Source organism: Sulfitobacter sp. PM12, from assembly GCF_045586035.1.
Taxonomy (GTDB): Bacteria; Pseudomonadota; Alphaproteobacteria; order Rhodobacterales; family Rhodobacteraceae; genus Sulfitobacter; species Sulfitobacter pontiacus.
The window spans coordinates 87,211-106,020 of the sequence record NZ_CP151529.1 but is presented as its reverse complement, the minus strand read 5'-3'; the positions used below and the strand labels follow the sequence as shown (position 1 = coordinate 106,020).

Sequence of the window (18,810 nt, the reverse complement as noted above, 5' to 3'; positions counted from 1 at the left end):
CCGGCTTTCAGATTGTGCGGCCATACAGCAGTTTGCCTGCGATGGGAAGGGAAGCGTTGCCCCCTACACGCGGCCCTGCACGCCACAGATTGCAAGCCGCAGCAGAGCGGCAAGGGGGTCAGCCTGACAAGGTCTTGAACATCTTATAGTTTTGCAAGGTGACCCCGCCTTTGGTGACGATATTGGGGGCCTCGACGGTCCAGCCCATACGCGTGAAAAACGGCTTTGCCTTTTCGCTGGCAAAGGTCCGAAGACGTCGCACGCCGAATGTGCGGGCACGGTCTTCGATGGCAAAATAGACAGTGCGCCCCACGCCCGTGCCCATATGATCGGGGTGCACAAAGGCCAGATCGATCAGCCCCTCGCGGTCAAGGGTCATGAACCCCGCCATACGGTTGTCTATCTCGGCCACGATACCCGACACGGTATCAAACCGCCCTCGCCATGTGGCGGGTGCGGGCGCTGTCCCGGCCCAAGCGATGCGTTGTTCGGCCGCATATACATCCGCGGTGCCCTGATGCACCGCAGCAAAGAAAAGCAGCGCGGCTGCATCGGTATCTTGTGGGGTGAGGTCACGCAGGTTGATTGGCATAGGCTCTCCTTGTGGCGCACATCACTAAAGCACAGGGGGAAACGAAAAAACCGCCCCCTGTTGCCAGGGCGCGGTTTTCATCGTTGTGGCGGTGCAGCGCTGGTTAGCGGCGCAGGCCCAAACGTTTGATCAGGTCCTGATAACGCGCGTCATCTTTACCTTTGACATAGTCCAGAAGCTTCCGGCGTGTCGCAACCATTTTCAAAAGGCCACGGCGACCGTGGTTGTCTTTCTTGTGGGTTTTGAAGTGCTCGGTCAGCGTTGCGATGCGCGAGGACAGAATGGCAACCTGTACTTCGGGCGAACCGGTGTCGCCTTCTTTGGTGCCGAATTCTTTCATGACGCGTGCTTTTTCTTCTTGCGTAATCGACATCGGGGTCTCCTTTTCGAAAGGTTAAAGTGATGGCACAGGCCGGGATGTCGTCCAGCACAGGCCCATGGAGTATCACCCGCTGACAGGAATCATCGGGCGATGGGGGCGTATAGGAAAGTTTCGCCCCCTTGGCAAAGGATTAATGCGTCGCGGGGCGCGTTGGCTTCTTTGCCCGTTGAGAGGGCATCGGCGGCTCAGTCGCGCGTTAGCCCCGCAGCGAGGGCCGAGCTGAGGGGGATAAGCGACAGGTCGCCCGGCATCAGCAACTGGTCCGACTGCACCATTGCCACAATCGCACCGTCCATTGATATCAGATGGGAGTGCAGGTCCTCCGGATCCGGTTCAACGGCCACCTTGGGCGCTGTCGCGGCTGCATCGCTGTCGTCCCAGACCAGCAGCAGGCTGTCATCTTCTATGTCGAAACTGCGGATATCGACGATGCCATCGGGGCTGACCCAATCGCCAAGGATCACATCATCACGCCCTGCGCCCGGGGTCACCGTGTCGTTTGTTCCCGCAAAGATCACATCATCGCCGCCACCGCCATTCAGGTAATCCCCTTCGTCGGTATCAGTGACGCGCGCATCCTGCCGGTCCGGATCGACGGTGCCGTCAATCGTATCGTTCCCCCATCCACCAAAGAGCGCGTCTTGCCCGCGCCCCCCAATCAGCAGGTCATCGCCCAAACCGCCCATCACGGCGTCATCCCCGCTCTCCCCGAAAAGCGTATCACCCCCGGCAGAGCCGTTTAGCGTATCGTGGCCCGCACCGCCCTGCAGGATGTCATCGTCATTATGGCCGGTAAGCCCATCCGCATCCTCGGCCCCTGCCAATAGATCATCGCCATCATTGCCATGCAGGTCATCGTTCCCCGCGCCGCCCCTCAATGTATCATCGCCACTGTCCCCAAAAACGGTGTCATCGCCATTCCGCGCCTCCACAAGGTCATCGCCGCCATCGCCCGCGATCTGATCGCTGCCGCCCGAGCCGATAATCAGGTCATCCCGGGGGGTGCCGGAGATCACATCGCCGGCCGGTGCATCTTCGTCGGTGGCAGACTCCTCCTCCTCGACCCCGATGTCGATAAAGGCGGCGGCCCCGACGGTGATCAACCCCATTAATCCGGCAAGAAACAGCATGTGCAAACCCGACCCTATTGCCCGCATCACGCGGGGATACAGATGAAACAACCTCAAAACCCGAGGCCGCATCAGCACCATAGAATCAAGAAAGTTAAGCTTGCCCTAAAGGCCCCAGAAAATCGGTTCCTGAGCATAGCGGATATACAAAGGATGCTTGGGATGCCCGTCCTTAGACAGGCCCAAATGGTACACGGGCGTTTGGCTGCGCGATAGCAGTTCTTGCACCTGCGCACCCCGTCCAAGATGTGCGCCATGGGTGCCCCAAGCCGCGATCACCTGATCGGCCCACAAGATACCTTCGTTCAAAATCATATCGTTATCAGGGCCGACGGGGTCTTTGGCTTGACGCATCAACTTGGGGCTGGTTTCGCGCCAGGCAAAGATATTGGTGACCTGAAACCCCCCGAAGCCCAAGGCGCGGGCACGGCGCTCGCACCGCTCGACCGTTGGGTCGTTTTCAATTTCCGTCGCTTTTGACGGATTTAGCATGACGAACAGCACCCGCTCCGCCTCGGGGGTCCAGACGCGGGTCAGACTATAGCGGTAGTTTTCGCAGTCCGAATAGACAGCCGTCGACGGCGCATCGCCCTTGGTATGGCTGCGCGTGATCACACAGAACCGGGCTGGTTGAACACACGCGACGGATGCAATTCGCCCGCCTTGAAACGCCCAACAGCAACGGCGCGGCCCTCAAACGACGCCCAGACCTCGTCGCCATATTCAACGTCATGGGCGATTACCATGCCGGGATTGCCGTTGCGCAGACGGGTGGCCCCCTCCGGCGTGGCTTTCACCTCTGGCAGGTCCTGCAACCCTTGCTCTAACGGCAGCAAATGCGCGTCCAAAGCGTCTGTGCGCGCCATCTCTTCGATCTGCGCCAGCGTCAGCCCTTCAGAGGCCTCGAACGGGCCCGACCAGATACGGCGCAATTCGCGCACGTGGCCCAGACATCCCAAGGCTTGTCCCAGATCGCGCGCAATCGACCGGACATAGCCGCCCTTGCCGCACACCATCTCCAACGTCACGTGGTCGGCGTCGGGGCGGTCCACCAGCAGTAGGTGTTCGACAAAAAGCGGGCGGGCTGCCAGCTCCATCGTTTCACCGTCGCGCGCCAGTTTATAGGCGCGCTGGCCGTCGATCTTCACAGCGGAAAACTGCGGCGGCACCTGTTGGATGTCACCGATAAACTTGCCCAAAGCATCCTTGATCGCGTCGTCATCGGGCCGCAGCTCCGATGTTGCGATGACCTCGCCCTCGGCATCATCGGTATTTGTCGCGATCCCAAGGCGGACCGTAAACTCATAGGCTTTCATCGCGTCCGTGATAAAGGGCACCGTCTTGGTCGCCTCGCCAAGCGCGATCGCCAGAACGCCGGTGGCCTCGGGATCAAGGGTGCCCGCATGGCCCGCCTTATTCGCGTTCAGCGCCCAACGGACCTTGTTCACCACGGTCGTAGAGGTCGGGCCAGCGGGCTTGTCCACCACCAACCATCCCGAAATATCCCGTCCCTTGCGCCTGCGTCCCATATCAAATGCCCTTAATTGATTTGCCCGCCTCCTATCAAAGGTCCGGCAAGATTGCCCAGAGACTCTGGCTTCCAAATGGTGAAAAATCCTCGCCGAAGGCAAGAAAACTCTTGTTGCGCTACGGCGCGTCGGGCTTCACGACGCCAATGATAGGGCCAAGCGCGCTAAAGCCCAAGTCATTGCGGCCCAGATCGGGTGCGCGCATCCTCGAGATATTGCCATCAAAATAAAGCGCATTTGGCAGCTTTAGGTGATCCCGGAACAGCAGCGCGAAATCATAGAAGTTCACCGTCTCGTTCGAGATGGCAAAAACCGCGCGTTTGCCATCGGCGCTGGTACCGACGCCGTTGCGGATATAGCGCGAGGTGCCATCCTTCAGAAAGCGCGGGTGCATCTTGCCATCGATCACCAACATCGGTCCCGATTGTGTGGCGCTGCGGCAGTCGGGGGCGTCGCGCAGAAAAGCTTTGGTTTCGATCACATCGGCACGCCCGTCGCGCAGGCAGAGCACGCCGTTGGGCAGCAGGCCAAAGTTACCGGGGCCGTCGCTGCTGATCACTTGCTGATATTCTTTGCCGTTCTCAAGGTAATAGCCCACCGGCGCACGGGTATCGTGATACATGCCCGCGTTCATCGCAAAGCCCAGCTGCGCGCCGCGCTTTTTCAACGCCGTATTCAATGTGTTGAAATACCCATGCGGTTTGCCGTCCGCATCGTAGAGGAACAGCTCAAGCCGGTCCTGCGTCAAGTCGACGTGGCACAGGGTATAGCCGGTGCCGTTATAGCTCAGGGTTTCGCAGGTTTCGGCTTGGACGGGCGCGGCGGCCCAGCCCATGACGCCAAGCGCGGCCCAGAACCGTTTCACGCGTCTTCCGATCCGCGGTCGGGGGCGTCAGCATCGCGGCGCACCACGTCCTGCGCCAGCATCCGGCGCGTTTCGTCCATACGGTCGAATGTTTCGTCCAGTTGGAACCGCAGGTCCGGCGCATATTTCAGGACCAGCTTCTTTGCCATCAACCGGCGGAGCTCGCCCTTGTTGCGCGCCAGCAGCTTAAGCACGTCTTCCTGACCGTTTCCGCCCAGAGGCAGCACATAGGCCGTCGCGATCTTCAGGTCGGGGGAGGCGCGTACTTCGCCCACGGTGATCGACATCCGGTTCAACTCAGGGTCGTGGACATCGCCACGCGCCAGAACATCCGATAAGGCGCGACGAATGGTTTCGCCTACGCGAAGCTGCCGTTGCGACGGGCCTGAGCCCTCATGAAACTTGTTCTTTGCCATGCGCTTCATCTAAGGGTTCGCTGAGGTTTTGCCAAGCAGATCACCACGCGCTAAACCGGAACCGAATAAGGAGCATAACATGAGCGATACACTCGGCATAGTGATTACAGGGGCTTCGGGCCGCATGGGCCAGATGTTGATTGGGCAGGTTTCTGCCAGCGACAGGGTGCATCTGGCGGGTGCGGTAGAACGTGCCGGGCATGCGTGGGTCGGTCAGGATATCGGTGTTGCTATGGGCGGCACTGCCGTTGGCGTGATCGTGACCGATAACGCGGCAGAGGCGATGCAAGGCGCGCAGGCCGTCATTGATTTCACCGCTCCGGAAGCGACACTCGCCTTCGCCAAGATCGCGGCCGATGCGGGTGTGGTCCATGTTATCGGCACCACCGGTATGACCGACGCGCAGATCGGCGCGCTGGACGGACCTTCAAAGCAGACGGTGATCGTGCGGGCGGGCAACATGAGCCTGGGCGTTAACCTTTTGACCCAGTTGACCAAACGTGTCGCTGCCGCGCTTGATGAAGACTTTGATATCGAGGTGATAGAGTCGCATCACAACCAGAAGGTCGACGCGCCGTCGGGCACTGCGCTGATGCTGGGCGAAGCCGCCGCGGAAGGGCGCGGCGTCGCGCTGGCGGATGTCTCTGACCGCGGGCGTGACGGGATCACCGGTGCGCGCAAGCGGGGTGACATCGGGTTCACAGCGATCCGCGGGGGCGACATTGTGGGCGAACATGACGTGATGTTCGCTGCCGCGGGCGAGCGAATCATACTGCGCCACATCGCGTCGGATCGCGCGGTTTTTGCGCGCGGTGCCATCAAAGCTGCCGTTTGGGGGCAGGGGAAACCTGCCGGAGCCTATGATATGCTGGACGTTCTGGGCCTGAACGACTGACACCACCCGCCGCCCTGTCGCTTCACCGTGGTGAAACTATCTTAACCTCTGGCCCGTATGTTCATGGGAACAATCTGGTTGGAGGGTGTGATGAAAAAACTGACGTTACTGACCTGCGCGGCGTTCTTTGCGCTGACCGGGGCTGCTTGGGCAGAATTCCAGAAACTGGACAGCCAGCGCGATTTCGTTTCGGTGGTGGAGGGTAAAACACTGACTCGCCCGCTGGTCGAATTGCGCGTCACTGAAAGCGGCGGCATATCGGGTACAGGTGCCGTGTGGGGCGTGTCGGGCCAATGGGTCTGGAAGGGCGGGTATTTCTGCCGCAGCCTGATCTGGGGCGATGACGACCTTGGCTACAATTGTCAGGAAGTCGCTGTAAACGGTGGGAAAATCCGCTTCACTTCGGATAAGGGGGCAGGGCAGTCGGCGGTCTTTTCGTTGAAGTAGCCTCGCCCATGTGCAAGCGCCACAGGGCGCTTGGCCGTAATCTTGATCTGCGCGACGCGGGGTCAGCGCATGGGGAATTCAGCGCATAGGGGGCACGTGTCTTAAAAATCGACAGCGATGCCCTTTTTCTCCCAATCGCCATAGCGGACAGGTTCTGGTCCGTCGCGACCACCAAGCTCTGTCGGCAGGTCCAGTGCCTGCGCGGCCTTGCGGCGTTCGGCGGCCTCCGCCAGCGCGCGCTGCGCGGCGGCGGGAAGCTCTTGTACCATCGGCATCGGGTCGGGCGTGGGTTCTGGGGGAATATCCGGCCCGGGCTCCGGCATGGGTGTCGGATCATGGGGTGGGCTTGGCATGGGGCGTTTGCCGGCTTCGGTCATACTCTCATCCTCTTGAGGCCACTGTCCCCTTGATATACGCCGGAACCAAGCCCAGACAACCCGGGCACCCCAAAGAAGAAAGCGTATCGCATGTCAGACACCGGCGTTCAGGCCCGCAGAAGTGCGGTGTACCTTTTGGATATGATCCTGGGGGAAGAACGTCTGATGTCAGAGCTCTTGTCGGCGGGGGCGTTGGACAAGCTGCCCCCCGATGACCGCGCACGGGCGCAGCGTCTGGCGATGGATACCCTGCGCGGGATGGAACGCGCCGACCGTCTGTTGCAGAAACACCTGTCGAAATACCCGCCGCTGACCGTGCGCAACGCGCTGCGCGTCGGCACCGTCGAACTGTGTCAGGGCGGCGCTGCCCACGGCGTGGTGAATGCGATGGTCGAACTGGTGGCAACGCATAAAAAACTCGGGCACCTCAAGGGGCTGACCAATGCCGTGTTGCGCAAAATCGCCGCCGAAGGGCCAGAGGCATGGGCGGCCTTGCGCGCGCCGCGCTTGCCAAAATGGCTACGGGGTCCGCTGACCGAAGCCTGGGGGCCCGACGCGATGACGGGAATCGAGGCCGCGCATTTCGCAGGTGCGCCACTGGATCTGACCGCGAAACGAGATCCTGAAGGTTTGGCCGCGGCCGTGGGCGGCACCGTCTTGCCGACCGGTTCGGTGCGCGTCGCCGATGCGGGGCAGGTCACCACCATGCCCGGTTTTGCCGAAGGCGATTGGTGGGTGCAGGACGCCGCCGCGGCGCTGCCCGTTAAAATCCTTGCGCCACAAAAAGGCGAGGCCGTGCTAGACCTTTGCGCCGCGCCCGGGGGCAAAACCATGCAGCTTGCCGCCGCAGGTGCGCAGGTGACGGCGGTCGATAACTCCAAGCAGCGGATGCAGCGGGTTCGGGAAAACCTTGCACGGGTGCATCTGCCGGCCAAAGTCGTTGTCGTCGATGCGCGCCGGTTCGAGGGGACGTTTGACGCGATTCTGCTGGATGCGCCTTGCTCTGCCACGGGCACGATCCGTCGTCACCCCGATCTGCCCCACGCCAAGGATGGGTCCGAATTCGGTGATCTGATCGAGCTGCAGTCGGAAATGATCGACCATGCGTGGTCCCTGCTCAACCCCGGAGGGCGCTTGATTTTCTGCACCTGCTCCCTGCTGCCCGACGAAGGCGAAGTGCAGGTCGACGAGGCGTTGGAACGTCATGCGGATATGCGCGTGGACCGCGACGCTTTGGCTGTGCCCGGTGTTGATCCCGCGTGGACAACCCAAGAGGGCGGCCTGCGTTTGCGCCCCGATTACTGGCCTGAACTGGGTGGCATGGACGGGTTTTACATCGCCTGCCTGCGTAAGTACGCCTAAAGGCCGAACCTGATGCGGGCGGATTTGCGTCGCCCGCAAAAACCCGTGTCAAAATGCGGTGACTCAGGTGGCAACAGCGGCTAACATCCGCAAAACGCCAGCAGAGCGTACAAGGGCAGCCGCATGACAAGTACCAGCTTCAATGCGCGAAAAACGCGTTTTCTAAACCGGTGGCACGCCCGTGCCGCGACCAAAACGCGTACCCAAGCGAGGGGATTCGTTTCCTCTCCCGAACCGCGCACCATCGGGTCTTTTGCGCGGGGCAGGCAGCTGATCGCGGGCAACCTCCTGTTTTCCGGCAGTCTGATCGAAGCGCCGGACGCGTCAAGCCTGTGGGAAGTCGCCACGCCGGATCAGGACTTCGCGCGTGATCTGCACGGTTTCGCCTGGATGGATGATCTGGCTGCGGTTGGCGACGTGCGCGCCCGCGGCACTGCGCAGCGTTGGCTTTGGGGCTGGATCGACCATTACGGCAAGGGCCGAGGCATCGGCTGGACCCCTGATCTGACCGGCCGGCGGCTGATCCGCTGGATCAACCACGCGCTGTTTGTACTGCGTGGCACCTCGCAAGACGAAAGCGATGTCTTCTATCGCTCGCTGGTCGAACAAACGGATTTCCTGTCGCGCCGCTGGCATGCCGCAGCCCCGGGATTGCCGCGGTTCGAGGCGCTGACCGGGTTGATCTACGCCGGTCTTTCGCTTGAGGGGCAAGAGGCGCGCGCCGATCCGGCGATCAAGGCACTGGCCCGCGAATGCGAGGCGCAGATCGATGCGCAGGGCGGCCTGCCCACCCGCAACCCCGAAGAGCTTTTGCATGCATTTACCCTTCTGACATGGGCCGCCGCCGCGCTAAGCGATGCGGGACGCGGCACGCCAACTGCGCATATGGAGGCGATCGAACGCATCGCGCCCACCCTGCGCACCCTGCGGCATTCCGACGGCGGGCTGGCGCGGTTCCATGGCGGCGGGCGCGGGGCCGAAGGCTGGCTGGATCACGCGCTGGCCACGGCGAAGATCAAGACGCGCCAGCCGGACGGGCTGTCGATGGGGTATGCGCGCCTGTCCGCAGGGCGCACCAGTGTGATCGTCGACGCCAGCCCGCCCCCTGGCGGGGCCGCATCGTTTAATGCCCATGCCTCTACGCTTGCGTTCGAACTGACCAGCGGGCGGCGCCCTTTGGTCGTGAACTGCGGGCCGGGCGATTCATTTGGCGCTGATTGGCGGCGGGCGGGGCGTGCGACACCGTCGCATTCCGGCCTGTCACTTGGCGGCTATTCCAGCGCGCGTCTGGCAGAGCCCGACCGGCACACGGGCGCCGAGGCTTTGATCGAATGCCCGACCTATGTGCCCGTCGAAATCGGCTCCGTCGGGGACGGCACCCAGTTTCAGGGCGCGCATAATGGCTATGTCGCGGGCTTTGGCCTGACCCATGCCCGCAGCCTGGAACTGACCCACGACGGTCGCGGCCTCGCGGGGGAGGACATGCTGCTCGCGATAGAGCCCGCTGAAAAGCGTGTCTTTGATCGGGAAATGGATGCGGTGAAGCTTGCTGGTATCCCGTTCGAGATTCGTTTCCACCTGCACCCGGATGTGGATGCCACCGTCGATCTGGGCGGGGCAGCAATTTCCATGGCTCAGAAAAGCGGCGAGATCTGGGTGTTCCGTCATGATGGGACGCATAAACTGTCATTGGAACCAAGCGTTTACCTTGAGCGCAACCGGCTGAAACCCCGCGCGTCGGTGCAAATTCTGCTCAGCGGGCGGGTCGTCGACTATGCCAGCAGGGTCAGGTGGTCCTTGTCCAAAGCGCAGGAAACTGCGATTGGCGTGCGAGATTTATCGCTCGACGATCCATATGATGACCAAGACTGACCAAAGGAACCTCCCCGATGCCTGATCTTCACCCCGTCTCCCGCGCGCTTCTTTCCGTATCTGACAAGACCGGTCTGGTCGAGCTTGGGCAGGCGCTCGCGGCGCATGGGGTCGAATTGCTGAGCACCGGCGGCACCGCCAAGGCGCTGCGCGACGCAGGTCTGACGGTGAAAGATGTGTCCGAGGTCACCGGTTTCCCCGAGATGATGGACGGTCGGGTCAAGACGCTGCACCCCGTCGTGCACGGTGGGTTGCTGGCGCTGCGTGACAATGACGAACACGTCGCGGCGATGGACAAACATGACATTGGCGCGATCGATCTGGTTGTGGTGAACCTGTATCCCTTTGAAGAAACCGTCGCCAAAGGGGCGGAATATGCCGAGGTGATCGAGAATATCGATATCGGTGGCCCTGCGATGATCCGCTCTGCCGCGAAGAACCACGGTTTTGTGAATGTGATCGTCGATGTCGAAGACTACACGACAGTGATCAACGAACTGTCCGAGAATAACGGGCAGACCACCTATGCGCTGCGCCAGCGTTTGGCGCAGACGGCCTATGCCCGCACGGCGGCCTATGACACGGCTGTCAGCACATGGATGGCCGCGCAGGTCGGGGACACCCCGCGTCGTCGTACCGTGGGCGGCACGCTGGCGCAGACCTTGCGCTACGGCGAGAACCCCCACCAGCAAGCGGCCTTCTACACCGATGGCTCGGCACGTCCCGGTGTTGCTACGGCGACCCAACATCAGGGTAAAGAACTGTCGTATAACAATATCAACGACACTGATGCGGCCTTTGAACTGGTCAGCGAATTCGATCCGGCCAATGGGCCTGCCTGTGCGATCATCAAGCACGCCAATCCCTGCGGCGTGGCGCAAGGCACGTCGATGGTGGATGCCTATACCCGCGCGTTCGACTGCGACCGCACCAGCGCCTTTGGCGGGATTATCGCGCTGAACCAGACGCTTGACGCCGAAACAGCCGAGGCGATCAGCGCGATCTTTACCGAGGTCGTGATCGCGCCGAACGCTACACCCGAAGCGATGGAGATTTTTGGCAAGAAGAAGAACCTGCGCTTGCTGACCACTAACGGTCTGGCCGATCCGGCACAGGCGGCGTTGTCGTTCCGTCAGGTGTCGGGGGGCTATCTGGTGCAGGACAAAGACGTTGGCCGCATCACCATGGATGACCTGAAGGTCGTGACAAAGCGGCAGCCGTCCGATCAAGAGCTGTCGGACCTGATGTTCGCCTGGACCGTCGCGAAACACGTGAAATCCAACGCGATCATCTACGTCAAGGATGGCGCGACCGTGGGCGTCGGTGCCGGCCAGATGAGCCGCGTCGACAGCACGCGTATCGCCGCACGCAAAGCGCAGGATATGGCCGAAGCCATGGGCTTGCCCGCACCGCTGACGCAGGGCTCTGTCGTCGCTTCCGATGCGTTCTTCCCCTTTGCTGACGGGTTGATCACTGCCGCAGAAGCAGGGGCGACAGCGCTTATCCAGCCCGGCGGGTCGATGCGGGATGACGAAGTGATCGCAGCAGCGGATGAGGCCGGGCTTGCCATGGTCTTTACCGGCATGCGCCACTTCCGCCACTAACCACGGAAAGCGGTCGTTATGCGTACTATTTTTTGGGCCGGTTTTGCGGCGTTTCTTGCGGATCAGCTCAGCAAGTATCTTGTCGTGCATACGATGGAGCTTAGCCGTATCCGGTCCATCGACGTATTGCCGCCGCTGATCAACTTTCGCTACGGCGAGAACCGCGGGATCAATTTTGGCCTTTTCGGTGATGGGTCCGACGCAAGTCGTTGGATCCTCATCGGGCTGGCCTGTGCAATCTGTGTGGGCGTGCTGATCTGGGCAAGCCGCCAAACCATGAGCATTTGGGCCAATATCAGCGCAGGTCTGCTGATCGGGGGGGCCTTGGCCAATGTGGTTGATCGCCTGATCTACGGCTATGTGCTTGATTTCTTGAACATGTCTTGTTGCGGTATCAATAATCCTTTCGTGTTCAACATCGCCGATATCTTCATTTTTGCGGGCGCTTTGGGGCTGATTTACTTTACCGGCGACACCAAAAAACCGGCGAAAGCCACACCGAAAAAGGCCCAGAAAAAAGGCCAGTGACAATTACCGCGTGACTGCGATATTGGTACAAAGACCTTAACAAGTCCTTAAGGAGATCCGTCATGCGCTTTGTCGCCGCTCTTGTCTTGCTACCGCTTGCCCTTGGGGCCTGCGGCAACACTGGCCTGCGGGACATTCGCAGCACTGCGAAAGGGCCTGACGAATTCATGGTCCAGCCCTCTAAACCCTTGCAGCAGCCTGACAGCTATAACGCGCTGCCCGTGCCAACGCCGGGGCAGGCGAACCTGACGGACCGCAACGCGGTTGCCGAAGGGATTTTGGCCTTTGGCGGCACACCGCAAAGCAATACGACAGGCATCCCCGCCTCGGACGCCGCGCTGGTGCAACAGGCCAGCCGCATGGGCGTGGCGGCGAACATCCGTCAGGAACTTGCCGAAACCGATGCTGCGTTCCGCAAGCGCAAGGCGCGGTTCACGCAGATCAAGATCGTGCCGACAGATCGCTACGACCAAGCCTACAAACGCCAGATCCTGGATGCCCCCCGCGAGGCCGCGCGCTGGCGTCGGGCCGGTGCACGCACGCCCTCCGCTCCTCCGGCAGAGTGACGCTGGCCGAATTACAATTCTGTTAGGTCCCTTGATCACCCCGTGGGGTGGCGTAAGTAAGAGGTCTCAGGACCCTGCTCAAAGGACCGACCATGATCAGATTACCGGCCCTCGGGGCCTTATTGGCGCTTGCGCTGCCCACCACAGCCGCGCTTGCGCGTGACAACGAAGACGTCACGCATTTCACTTTGGACAACGGGATGGAGGTCGTGGTCGTCGAAGACCACCGCGCCCCCGCTGTGCAGCAGATGGTGTGGTACCGCGCTGGCTCGGCGGACGAACCCAAAGGGTCGTCGGGCGTGGCGCATTTTCTGGAACACCTGCTTTTCAAAGCCACCGACAAAATGGAGTCGGGCGAGTTTTCAGCCACGGTTGCCAAGAATGGCGGGCGCGATAACGCCTTCACCAGTTATGATTATACCGCCTATTTCCAACGGGTTGCCGCAGACCGGCTTGAACTGATGATGCAGATGGAATCCGACCGGATGAAAAACATCCGTCTGACACCGGAAAACATCGCGACCGAACGGGATGTGATTATCGAAGAACGCAACCAGCGCACCGAAAATGACCCGAGCGCGCTGTTCCGTGAACAGCTTAATGCTGCGCAATACCTCAACCACCGCTACGGCACGCCGATCATCGGATGGATGCACGAGATGCGCTCGCTGGACCTGCAGGATGCGCTGGATTTCTACAAGCTGTATTACTCCCCCAACAACGCGATCCTTGTCGTGTCTGGGGATGTAGAGCCTGAAAACGTTCGCACCCTGGCAGAACAGTATTACGGCAAGATCCCCGCCAATCCGGATCTGCCCGACCGATCGCGGACGCAAGAGCCGCCACAGACCGCCGAACGTCGCCTGATCTTTCGCGATGACCGCGTTGCACAGGAATACGTCAGCCGGTCCTATCTGGCGCAGGAGCGGGATCCCGGCGACCAGAAAACCGCAGCGGCCCTGACCATGTTGGCCGAACTGCTGGGCGGTGGCACCACATCCTATTTCGCCGAAAAACTGCAGTTTGACGCGCCTGTCGCGACCTATTCAGCGGCGTTCTATAGCGGTCAATCGCTGGACGATACGACTTTTAACCTTGTCGTCGTGCCGCAACCGGGCGTGTCCTTGCAGGACGCCGAAGATGCCATGGACGCCGCCATCGCGGGTTTCATGAAAGACGGGGTGGATGCCGAGCAACTTGAACGGATCAAGCAACAGGTCCGTGCCGAACAAATCTATGCCCGCGATAACGCCGACAGCGTCGCCAACCGCTATGGCAGCGCCCTTGCCATCGGGTTGACCGTGCAGGACGTGCAGGACTGGCCGGATGTGCTTGAGGCCGTGACAGCCGAAGACATCATGCAGGCCGCCAAAGATGTGTTTAACCGCGAAGCCTCTGTCACAGGGTGGCTGATGCGCGAAGAGGTGACGGAATGAGACTGTTTTACGCAATCGTCCTGACGGTTCTGGCCGCGCTGCCCGCCCGTGCCGAGGTGGACATCCAAGAGGTGACGTCCCCCGGTGGCATCACCGCGTGGCTGGTAGAGGAACATTCGATCCCCTTCGTCGCACTTGATGTGCGCTTTCGCGGCGGTGCATCGCTGGATGCCCCCGAAAAACGCGGCGCAATCAACCTGATGACGGGCCTGCTGGAAGAGGGGGCCGGTGACATGGACGCACGCGAGTTCGCCCGTGCCGCCGAAGGGCTGGCCAGCAGCTTTCGGTTCAGCGTGGATGACGACGCGCTTTCCGTATCCTCGCGGTTTCTCACCGAAAATCAGGACGCGTCGATCGCGTTGTTGAAACAGGCGTTGCAGACGCCCCGGTTTGACCCGGATGCGATTGAACGGGTGCGCGGGCAGGTGCTTTCGGGGATCCGCTCCAGCGCGAAAGACCCGAACGATATCGCGCGCAAAAAGATGGACGAGCTGCTGTATGGCGATCACCCCTACGGCTCGCCGCTCAGCGGAACCGAAGAAACAGTGACCGCTCTGACACGCGATGACCTTGTCGCGGCACATAAGGCTGTGCTGGCGCGCGACCGTATCTTCATCGGTGCGGTGGGGGACATCACGCCAGAAGAGCTGGGCCTGATGCTTGACGAACTGTTGGGCGACCTGCCCGAAACCGGTGCACCGCTGCCCCCACAGGCCGAGGTCTCTATCCCGTCAGGCACCACGGTCGTCGATTTTCCGACGCCCCAATCCGTCGCGATTTTTGCGCAAAAGGGCATTTCCCAGAAGGATGATGATTTCTTTGCCGCGACCGTGTTGAACCAAGTGCTTGGCGGTGGATCGTTTGAAAGCCGTCTGATGACCGAAGTGCGCGAGAAACGCGGGCTGACCTATGGCGTCTATTCCTATCTGGTGCCGATGGATCTGGCTGAAACATGGCAAGGATCGGTCAGTTCGGCGAACGACCGGATCGGGCAGGCGATGGATGTGATCAAGGACGAATGGGCCAAAGCCGCGGCCGAGGGCGTGACCCAGCAAGAGTTGGACGATGCCAAGACCTATATCACAGGCTCCTACCCGCTGCGTTTTGACGGCAACCAGACCATCGCGAGCATCCTTGTGGGGATGCAGATGATCGACCTGCCCATCGACTATATCGCCACGCGCAACGACAAGGTCGAAGCGGTGACGCTGGACGATGTGAAACGTGTTGCCGGCGACCTGCTGGACCCTGACGGGCTGGCCTTTGTTGTTGTCGGCCAACCCGAAGGGATCGAGGCCACAGCGCAGGGAAGCGACTGACCGCTGCCTCCAACACAGGACCGGACACAAATAACGGGCGCTTCTCAGCGCCCGCTATTCGTTTCAAGACATCGGCAGGTTATTCGCCGTAAGGGATCCAGATATTCTTGACCTCGGTCGCGGCGTGCAAGAACGCTTTGCCTTCACCCTCTGCGCCGTCCCAGTCGCGGGCCATACCGTTGTTGACCCATGTGCGCTTCAGGTTTTGCGCGCTGGCCCGCTCGACGGTTTCGCTTTGCGCCTTGTCGCCAAAGCTCCAGACCGCATCCACGTCCATATGCCGCGCCAGTGTTTCGGCGGTGTCCTTCTGCGGGCCGGTCAAGATATTCACCACACCCGCCGGCACGTCAGAGGTTTCAAGCACCTGCACGAAATCCGTCGCAGCAAGCGGGAAGGGGCCGCTGGCGGACAAGATGATCCGGTTACCCATCGCAATCGCCGGTGCCATGCAAGAGATCAGCCCCAGCAACGGTGCCTCCGCCGGGCAAAGCGCACCAATGACGCCCACAGGTTCCTTCATGGCAAGCGCCACGCCGCGGATCGGCACGCCATGCACCTGCCCATCATACTTGTCGGCCCACGCCGCATAGGTGAACAGACGTTTGACCGCGAGATCGACTTCGGATTTACCGGTTTTAGCGCCCTGCATCGCATCCAGACGCCGTGCGAATTCATCCCCGCGTGCCGCCAGATTTTCAGCGATGTAATAGAGGATTTGCGCGCGCAGATGACCGGTGGTCTTGCTCCACCCCTTTGCGGCATGAGCCGCTTCCACGGCATTGCGCACATCCTTGCGCGACGCGAGCGAGACATGGCCCAGCAGATCGCCGGACTTGCCCCAGACCGGAGCGGAATAGCCGCTGTCAGGGCGGCTTTGCTTGCCGCCGATATAAAGCTTGGCTGTCCGGTCGATCGGGTCCGTTGGCGTGCCGCTGCCGGAAAAGGCCGTGATCTCTTTCAACGGTTTTTGCGTGGTTTTCGGACGGGTATAGGCCGCCAGCCCTTCCCAGCCGCCTTCGCGGCCAAAGCCGCTTTCGCGCACACCGCCAAAGCCCGCCGCCGCATCCATCATATTGGTGCCATTCACCCAGACGATGCCCGATACCAGCTTGGGCGCGATATCCAGCGCGAGGTTGATATTCTCGGACCAGACCGTCGCCGCCAGCCCGTAACGGGTGTTATTGGCCAGCTCGACCGCCTCGGCAGGGGTGCGGAAGGTGGTGGATACCAGCACGGGGCCAAAGATCTCGTCCTGCATCAACGGATCGGCAGGGTTCATGCCGGTGATCAATGTGGGCGGATAATAGCATCCGGTCGCGGGGATATCGCCTGCGGTAAACACCTCGCCACCGGTGTTGGCGGCGACCATTTCGGTCACGCGTTGCACCTGAACGGGGTCCACCAGCGCGCCCACATCCACGGATTTGTCCAGCGGATCACCGACCCGCAGCTTCGCCATCCGCGCCCGCAGCTTAGCATAGAACCGATCCGCCACGGGCTCATGCACCAGCAGGCGAGAGCCTGCACAGCAGACCTGCCCCTGATTGAACCAGATCGCATCCACCAACCCCTCGACGGCCGAATCCAGATCCGCATCGTCGAACACGATATAGGGCGACTTGCCCCCCAGCTCGAGCGTCAGCGCCTTGCCGCTTCCGGCGGTCGCCTCGCGGATGCGCCGCCCGACAGGGGTCGATCCGGTAAAGGCGATCTTGTCTACCTCAGCCTGCACGATCATCTCGCCCACGGCACCGTCACCGGTGACAATATTGACGACACCCTTGGGCAGGCCCGCCTGCACACAGATATCGGCAAACAGCAGCGCGGTCAGCGACGTATACTCCGCCGGTTTCAATACCACCGTATTCCCCATCGCCAAAGCAGGGGCCACCTTCCACGCCAGCATCAGCAGCGGGAAGTTCCACGGGATGATCTGCCCGCATACGCCAAGCGCGTCTGCGTCGGGTAGCTCGGACTCCATCAACTGGGCCATGCCCGCGTGGTAATAGAAATGCCGCTGCGCCAAGGGCACATCTACATCGCGCGCCTCGCGGATGGGTTTGCCGTTATCCAGCGTTTCCAGCACGGCGAACAACCGGCTGTGTTTTTGCAACAACCGCGCCAGCGCATAAAGGAACCGCGCCCGTCCGTGCCCGCCCAGCTTGGCCCATTTGGGCTGTGCCTTGCGCGCCGCGGCAACCGCGGTGTCGACCTCTGCCTGGCTGGCCTGCGTCAACGTTGCCAGCACATTGCCATTGGCGGGGTTGCGGCTTTCGAAATCATCCCGCGCCTCGGTGAACGCGCCGTCGATGAAATGCCCGAAACGGCTGCCCTGATCGACCAGCCACGCCAGTGCGTCAGCGGCATTTTCCGGTGCCGTCCCATAGTCCATGGTTTCATAGATTTCGGACACGCTCATGGGTTCACCCTTTTCAAAATACTCAAATCCGACATTGGTTTCACGCGGCTCAGCTGATGGCGTGACGATGGCTTGCGGAATAGCTGCCCGACACATGGTGGTCGAGCTGACGTTCGATGTCGCCCAACAGCGACGAGGCCCCGAAACGGAACAGGTCGGGCTGCAACCAGCGGTCGCCCAATTCCTCTTTCATCATGGCCAGATAGACCAGCGCGTCCTTCGCCTTCGATATCCCGCCCGCGGGCTTGTAGCCAACGCGGAAGCCGGTGCGGTCGAAATAGTCGCGGATCGCGCGGATCATCACGAGGGTCACGGGCAGGGTCGCATTAACGCTTTCCTTACCGGTGGAGGTCTTGATGAAGTCAGCACCCGCCATCATGCAGATCAGCGAGGCACGCGCGACATTGCGCAGGCTGCCCAACTCTCCGGTCGCGAGGATCGCCTTGACATGCGCATCGCCACAAGCGGCGCGGAAGGCGCGCATTTCATCATAAAGCGCCTGCCAGTCACCTGACAGCACATGGCGGCGCGAAATAACGATGTCGATCTCGGCGGCTCCGGCGGCGACGCTCATCTCGATCTCGCGCAGACGCAGCTCGAACGGGGAGAGACCGGCGGGAAATCCTGTCGAGACGGCGGCAATCGGGATGCCGGTGCCCTGCAGTGCTGCTTTGGCGGGGGCGATCATCTCGTGGTAGACACAGACCGCGCCCACGGTGATCTGCGACATGCCAAGCGCGTCCAGCAGCGCGGGCGCAATCGGTTGACGTGCCTTCGCACAAAGCCGCTCGACACGGCGGGCGGTATCATCCCCTGACAACGTGGTCAGGTCGATGCAGCTGACGGCGCGCAGCAGCCACGCGGCCTGATACTCTTTCTTCACGGAACGGCGCGCGGGCAAACCCGCGGCGCGGCGCTCCACCGCAGAGGAGTTCACCTGTACGGCGCGCACCCAATCCATATCCAGCGGCATCCCCGGATTGCGGGGTTCCGTCACCTGTGGCAGGTGGCTTTGGGCCAGTTCGGTCGGGTCATATACATGCGTGGACATGGGCGCTTTCCTGTCTGATC

General features: G+C 61.4%; 19 protein-coding genes. 9 read left to right on the top strand and 10 right to left on the bottom strand.

What is annotated here, in order from left to right; translation table 11 throughout:
- Window positions 1-118 precede the first annotated feature (118 nt).
- The 7 genes from AADW22_RS00490 to rbfA all read right to left on the bottom strand — a co-directional run bounded on the left by AADW22_RS00490 (window position 119) and on the right by rbfA (window position 4,914).
- A complete protein-coding gene (locus AADW22_RS00490; protein WP_407474026.1) occupies window positions 119-592 on the bottom strand; it encodes a GNAT family N-acetyltransferase in 474 nt (157 codons plus the stop codon).
- A 103-nt stretch (window positions 593-695) separates the two neighbouring features.
- Window positions 696-965 carry a 30S ribosomal protein S15 gene (rpsO, locus tag AADW22_RS00485; protein ID WP_005850267.1) on the bottom strand — a complete coding sequence of 90 codons (270 nt, stop codon included), beginning with the start codon at window positions 963-965 and terminating at the stop codon, window positions 696-698.
- 194 nt (window positions 966-1,159) lie between these two features.
- The gene (locus tag AADW22_RS00480) at window positions 1,160-2,104 is read right to left on the bottom strand and encodes a calcium-binding protein (RefSeq protein WP_407474025.1); all 945 of its coding nucleotides are present in this window, start codon (window positions 2,102-2,104) and stop codon (window positions 1,160-1,162) included.
- A 105-nt stretch (window positions 2,105-2,209) separates the two neighbouring features.
- On the bottom strand, window positions 2,210-2,719 hold the full coding sequence (locus tag AADW22_RS00475; RefSeq protein ID WP_037965287.1) for a DUF1643 domain-containing protein: 510 nt from the start codon (window positions 2,717-2,719) through the stop codon (window positions 2,210-2,212).
- Window positions 2,716-3,633: a tRNA pseudouridine(55) synthase TruB gene (truB, locus tag AADW22_RS00470; protein WP_407474024.1), complete on the bottom strand. Its 918-nt coding sequence runs from the start codon at window positions 3,631-3,633 to the stop codon at window positions 2,716-2,718. The genes AADW22_RS00475 and truB overlap by 4 nt, the downstream gene beginning before the upstream one ends.
- Window positions 3,634-3,751: 118 nt before the next feature.
- Window positions 3,752-4,498 carry a phosphodiester glycosidase family protein gene (locus tag AADW22_RS00465; RefSeq protein ID WP_260004063.1) on the bottom strand — a complete coding sequence of 249 codons (747 nt, stop codon included), beginning with the start codon at window positions 4,496-4,498 and terminating at the stop codon, window positions 3,752-3,754.
- Window positions 4,495-4,914 carry a 30S ribosome-binding factor RbfA gene (gene rbfA, locus AADW22_RS00460; protein WP_168592275.1) on the bottom strand — a complete coding sequence of 140 codons (420 nt, stop codon included), beginning with the start codon at window positions 4,912-4,914 and terminating at the stop codon, window positions 4,495-4,497. Before rbfA ends, AADW22_RS00465 begins: the two co-directional genes overlap by 4 nt.
- A gap of 79 nt (window positions 4,915-4,993) precedes the next feature.
- Between rbfA and dapB the strand changes: the two genes are divergently transcribed.
- Window positions 4,994-5,809 (top strand): 4-hydroxy-tetrahydrodipicolinate reductase, encoded by an 816-nt coding sequence (gene dapB, locus AADW22_RS00455; RefSeq protein WP_348001108.1) that lies wholly within the window; start codon window positions 4,994-4,996, stop codon window positions 5,807-5,809.
- Between the two features lie 90 nt (window positions 5,810-5,899).
- Window positions 5,900-6,256, top strand: a complete 357-nt coding sequence (locus tag AADW22_RS00450; protein WP_407474023.1) for a dihydrodipicolinate reductase — start codon at window positions 5,900-5,902, stop codon at window positions 6,254-6,256.
- 101 nt (window positions 6,257-6,357) lie between these two features.
- Here AADW22_RS00450 and AADW22_RS00445 read toward each other — a convergent pair whose 3' ends face one another.
- The gene (locus AADW22_RS00445; protein WP_005850250.1) at window positions 6,358-6,633 is read right to left on the bottom strand and encodes a DUF1674 domain-containing protein; all 276 of its coding nucleotides are present in this window, start codon (window positions 6,631-6,633) and stop codon (window positions 6,358-6,360) included.
- Between the two features lie 90 nt (window positions 6,634-6,723).
- Here AADW22_RS00445 and AADW22_RS00440 point away from each other — a divergent pair, with 90 nt between their 5' ends.
- The 7 genes from AADW22_RS00440 (at window position 6,724) to AADW22_RS00410 (ending at window position 15,320) form a co-directional block, all read left to right on the top strand.
- Window positions 6,724-7,995, top strand: a complete 1,272-nt coding sequence (locus tag AADW22_RS00440; RefSeq protein WP_340288651.1) for a transcription antitermination factor NusB — start codon at window positions 6,724-6,726, stop codon at window positions 7,993-7,995.
- A 123-nt stretch (window positions 7,996-8,118) separates the two neighbouring features.
- On the top strand, window positions 8,119-9,867 hold the full coding sequence (locus tag AADW22_RS00435) for a heparinase II/III family protein (protein ID WP_064217030.1): 1,749 nt from the start codon (window positions 8,119-8,121) through the stop codon (window positions 9,865-9,867).
- Between the two features lie 17 nt (window positions 9,868-9,884).
- On the top strand, window positions 9,885-11,471 hold the full coding sequence (gene purH, locus AADW22_RS00430) for a bifunctional phosphoribosylaminoimidazolecarboxamide formyltransferase/IMP cyclohydrolase (protein ID WP_009825464.1): 1,587 nt from the start codon (window positions 9,885-9,887) through the stop codon (window positions 11,469-11,471).
- Between the two features lie 18 nt (window positions 11,472-11,489).
- Window positions 11,490-11,999 (top strand): signal peptidase II, encoded by a 510-nt coding sequence (gene lspA, locus AADW22_RS00425; RefSeq protein ID WP_243250782.1) that lies wholly within the window; start codon window positions 11,490-11,492, stop codon window positions 11,997-11,999.
- A gap of 62 nt (window positions 12,000-12,061) precedes the next feature.
- The gene (locus tag AADW22_RS00420; RefSeq protein WP_407474022.1) at window positions 12,062-12,565 is read left to right on the top strand and encodes a DUF3035 domain-containing protein; all 504 of its coding nucleotides are present in this window, start codon (window positions 12,062-12,064) and stop codon (window positions 12,563-12,565) included.
- A 92-nt stretch (window positions 12,566-12,657) separates the two neighbouring features.
- Entirely contained in the window at window positions 12,658-14,001 is a 1,344-nt protein-coding gene (locus AADW22_RS00415) for a M16 family metallopeptidase (RefSeq protein ID WP_407474021.1), read from the top strand.
- The gene (locus AADW22_RS00410) at window positions 13,998-15,320 is read left to right on the top strand and encodes a M16 family metallopeptidase (RefSeq protein WP_407474020.1); all 1,323 of its coding nucleotides are present in this window, start codon (window positions 13,998-14,000) and stop codon (window positions 15,318-15,320) included. The genes AADW22_RS00415 and AADW22_RS00410 overlap by 4 nt, the downstream gene beginning before the upstream one ends.
- 79 nt (window positions 15,321-15,399) lie before the next feature.
- Here the strand turns inward: AADW22_RS00410 and AADW22_RS00405 are convergent, their stop codons facing one another.
- Together AADW22_RS00405 and deoC are read right to left on the bottom strand one after the other, a co-directional pair.
- Window positions 15,400-17,739 carry an aldehyde dehydrogenase family protein gene (locus tag AADW22_RS00405; RefSeq protein WP_407474019.1) on the bottom strand — a complete coding sequence of 780 codons (2,340 nt, stop codon included), beginning with the start codon at window positions 17,737-17,739 and terminating at the stop codon, window positions 15,400-15,402.
- 49 nt (window positions 17,740-17,788) lie between these two features.
- Entirely contained in the window at window positions 17,789-18,790 is a 1,002-nt protein-coding gene (gene deoC / locus AADW22_RS00400) for a deoxyribose-phosphate aldolase (RefSeq protein WP_005850232.1), read from the bottom strand.
- Between the last annotated feature and the right edge of the window lie 20 nt (window positions 18,791-18,810).

Excerpts from the sequence above, each read along its gene's own strand:
- AADW22_RS00490 (WP_407474026.1), bottom strand. The coding sequence starts at position 592 with ATGCCAATCAACCTGCGTGACCTCACCCCACAAGATACCGATGCAGCC.
- rpsO (WP_005850267.1), bottom strand. The coding sequence starts at position 965 with ATGTCGATTACGCAAGAAGAAAAAGCACGCGTCATGAAAGAATTCGGC.
- AADW22_RS00480 (WP_407474025.1), bottom strand. The coding sequence starts at position 2,104 with ATGCTGTTTCTTGCCGGATTAATGGGGTTGATCACCGTCGGGGCCGCC.
- truB (WP_407474024.1), bottom strand. The coding sequence starts at position 3,633 with ATGGGACGCAGGCGCAAGGGACGGGATATTTCGGGATGGTTGGTGGTG.
- rbfA (WP_168592275.1), bottom strand. The coding sequence starts at position 4,914 with ATGGCAAAGAACAAGTTTCATGAGGGCTCAGGCCCGTCGCAACGGCAG.
- dapB (WP_348001108.1), top strand. The coding sequence starts at position 4,994 with ATGAGCGATACACTCGGCATAGTGATTACAGGGGCTTCGGGCCGCATG.
- AADW22_RS00450 (WP_407474023.1), top strand. The coding sequence starts at position 5,900 with ATGAAAAAACTGACGTTACTGACCTGCGCGGCGTTCTTTGCGCTGACC.
- AADW22_RS00445 (WP_005850250.1), bottom strand. The coding sequence starts at position 6,633 with ATGACCGAAGCCGGCAAACGCCCCATGCCAAGCCCACCCCATGATCCG.
- AADW22_RS00440 (WP_340288651.1), top strand. The coding sequence starts at position 6,724 with ATGTCAGACACCGGCGTTCAGGCCCGCAGAAGTGCGGTGTACCTTTTG.
- AADW22_RS00435 (WP_064217030.1), top strand. The coding sequence starts at position 8,119 with ATGACAAGTACCAGCTTCAATGCGCGAAAAACGCGTTTTCTAAACCGG.
- purH (WP_009825464.1), top strand. The coding sequence starts at position 9,885 with ATGCCTGATCTTCACCCCGTCTCCCGCGCGCTTCTTTCCGTATCTGAC.
- lspA (WP_243250782.1), top strand. The coding sequence starts at position 11,490 with ATGCGTACTATTTTTTGGGCCGGTTTTGCGGCGTTTCTTGCGGATCAG.
- AADW22_RS00420 (WP_407474022.1), top strand. The coding sequence starts at position 12,062 with ATGCGCTTTGTCGCCGCTCTTGTCTTGCTACCGCTTGCCCTTGGGGCC.
- AADW22_RS00415 (WP_407474021.1), top strand. The coding sequence starts at position 12,658 with ATGATCAGATTACCGGCCCTCGGGGCCTTATTGGCGCTTGCGCTGCCC.
- AADW22_RS00410 (WP_407474020.1), top strand. The coding sequence starts at position 13,998 with ATGAGACTGTTTTACGCAATCGTCCTGACGGTTCTGGCCGCGCTGCCC.
- AADW22_RS00405 (WP_407474019.1), bottom strand. The coding sequence starts at position 17,739 with ATGAGCGTGTCCGAAATCTATGAAACCATGGACTATGGGACGGCACCG.
- deoC (WP_005850232.1), bottom strand. The coding sequence starts at position 18,790 with ATGTCCACGCATGTATATGACCCGACCGAACTGGCCCAAAGCCACCTG.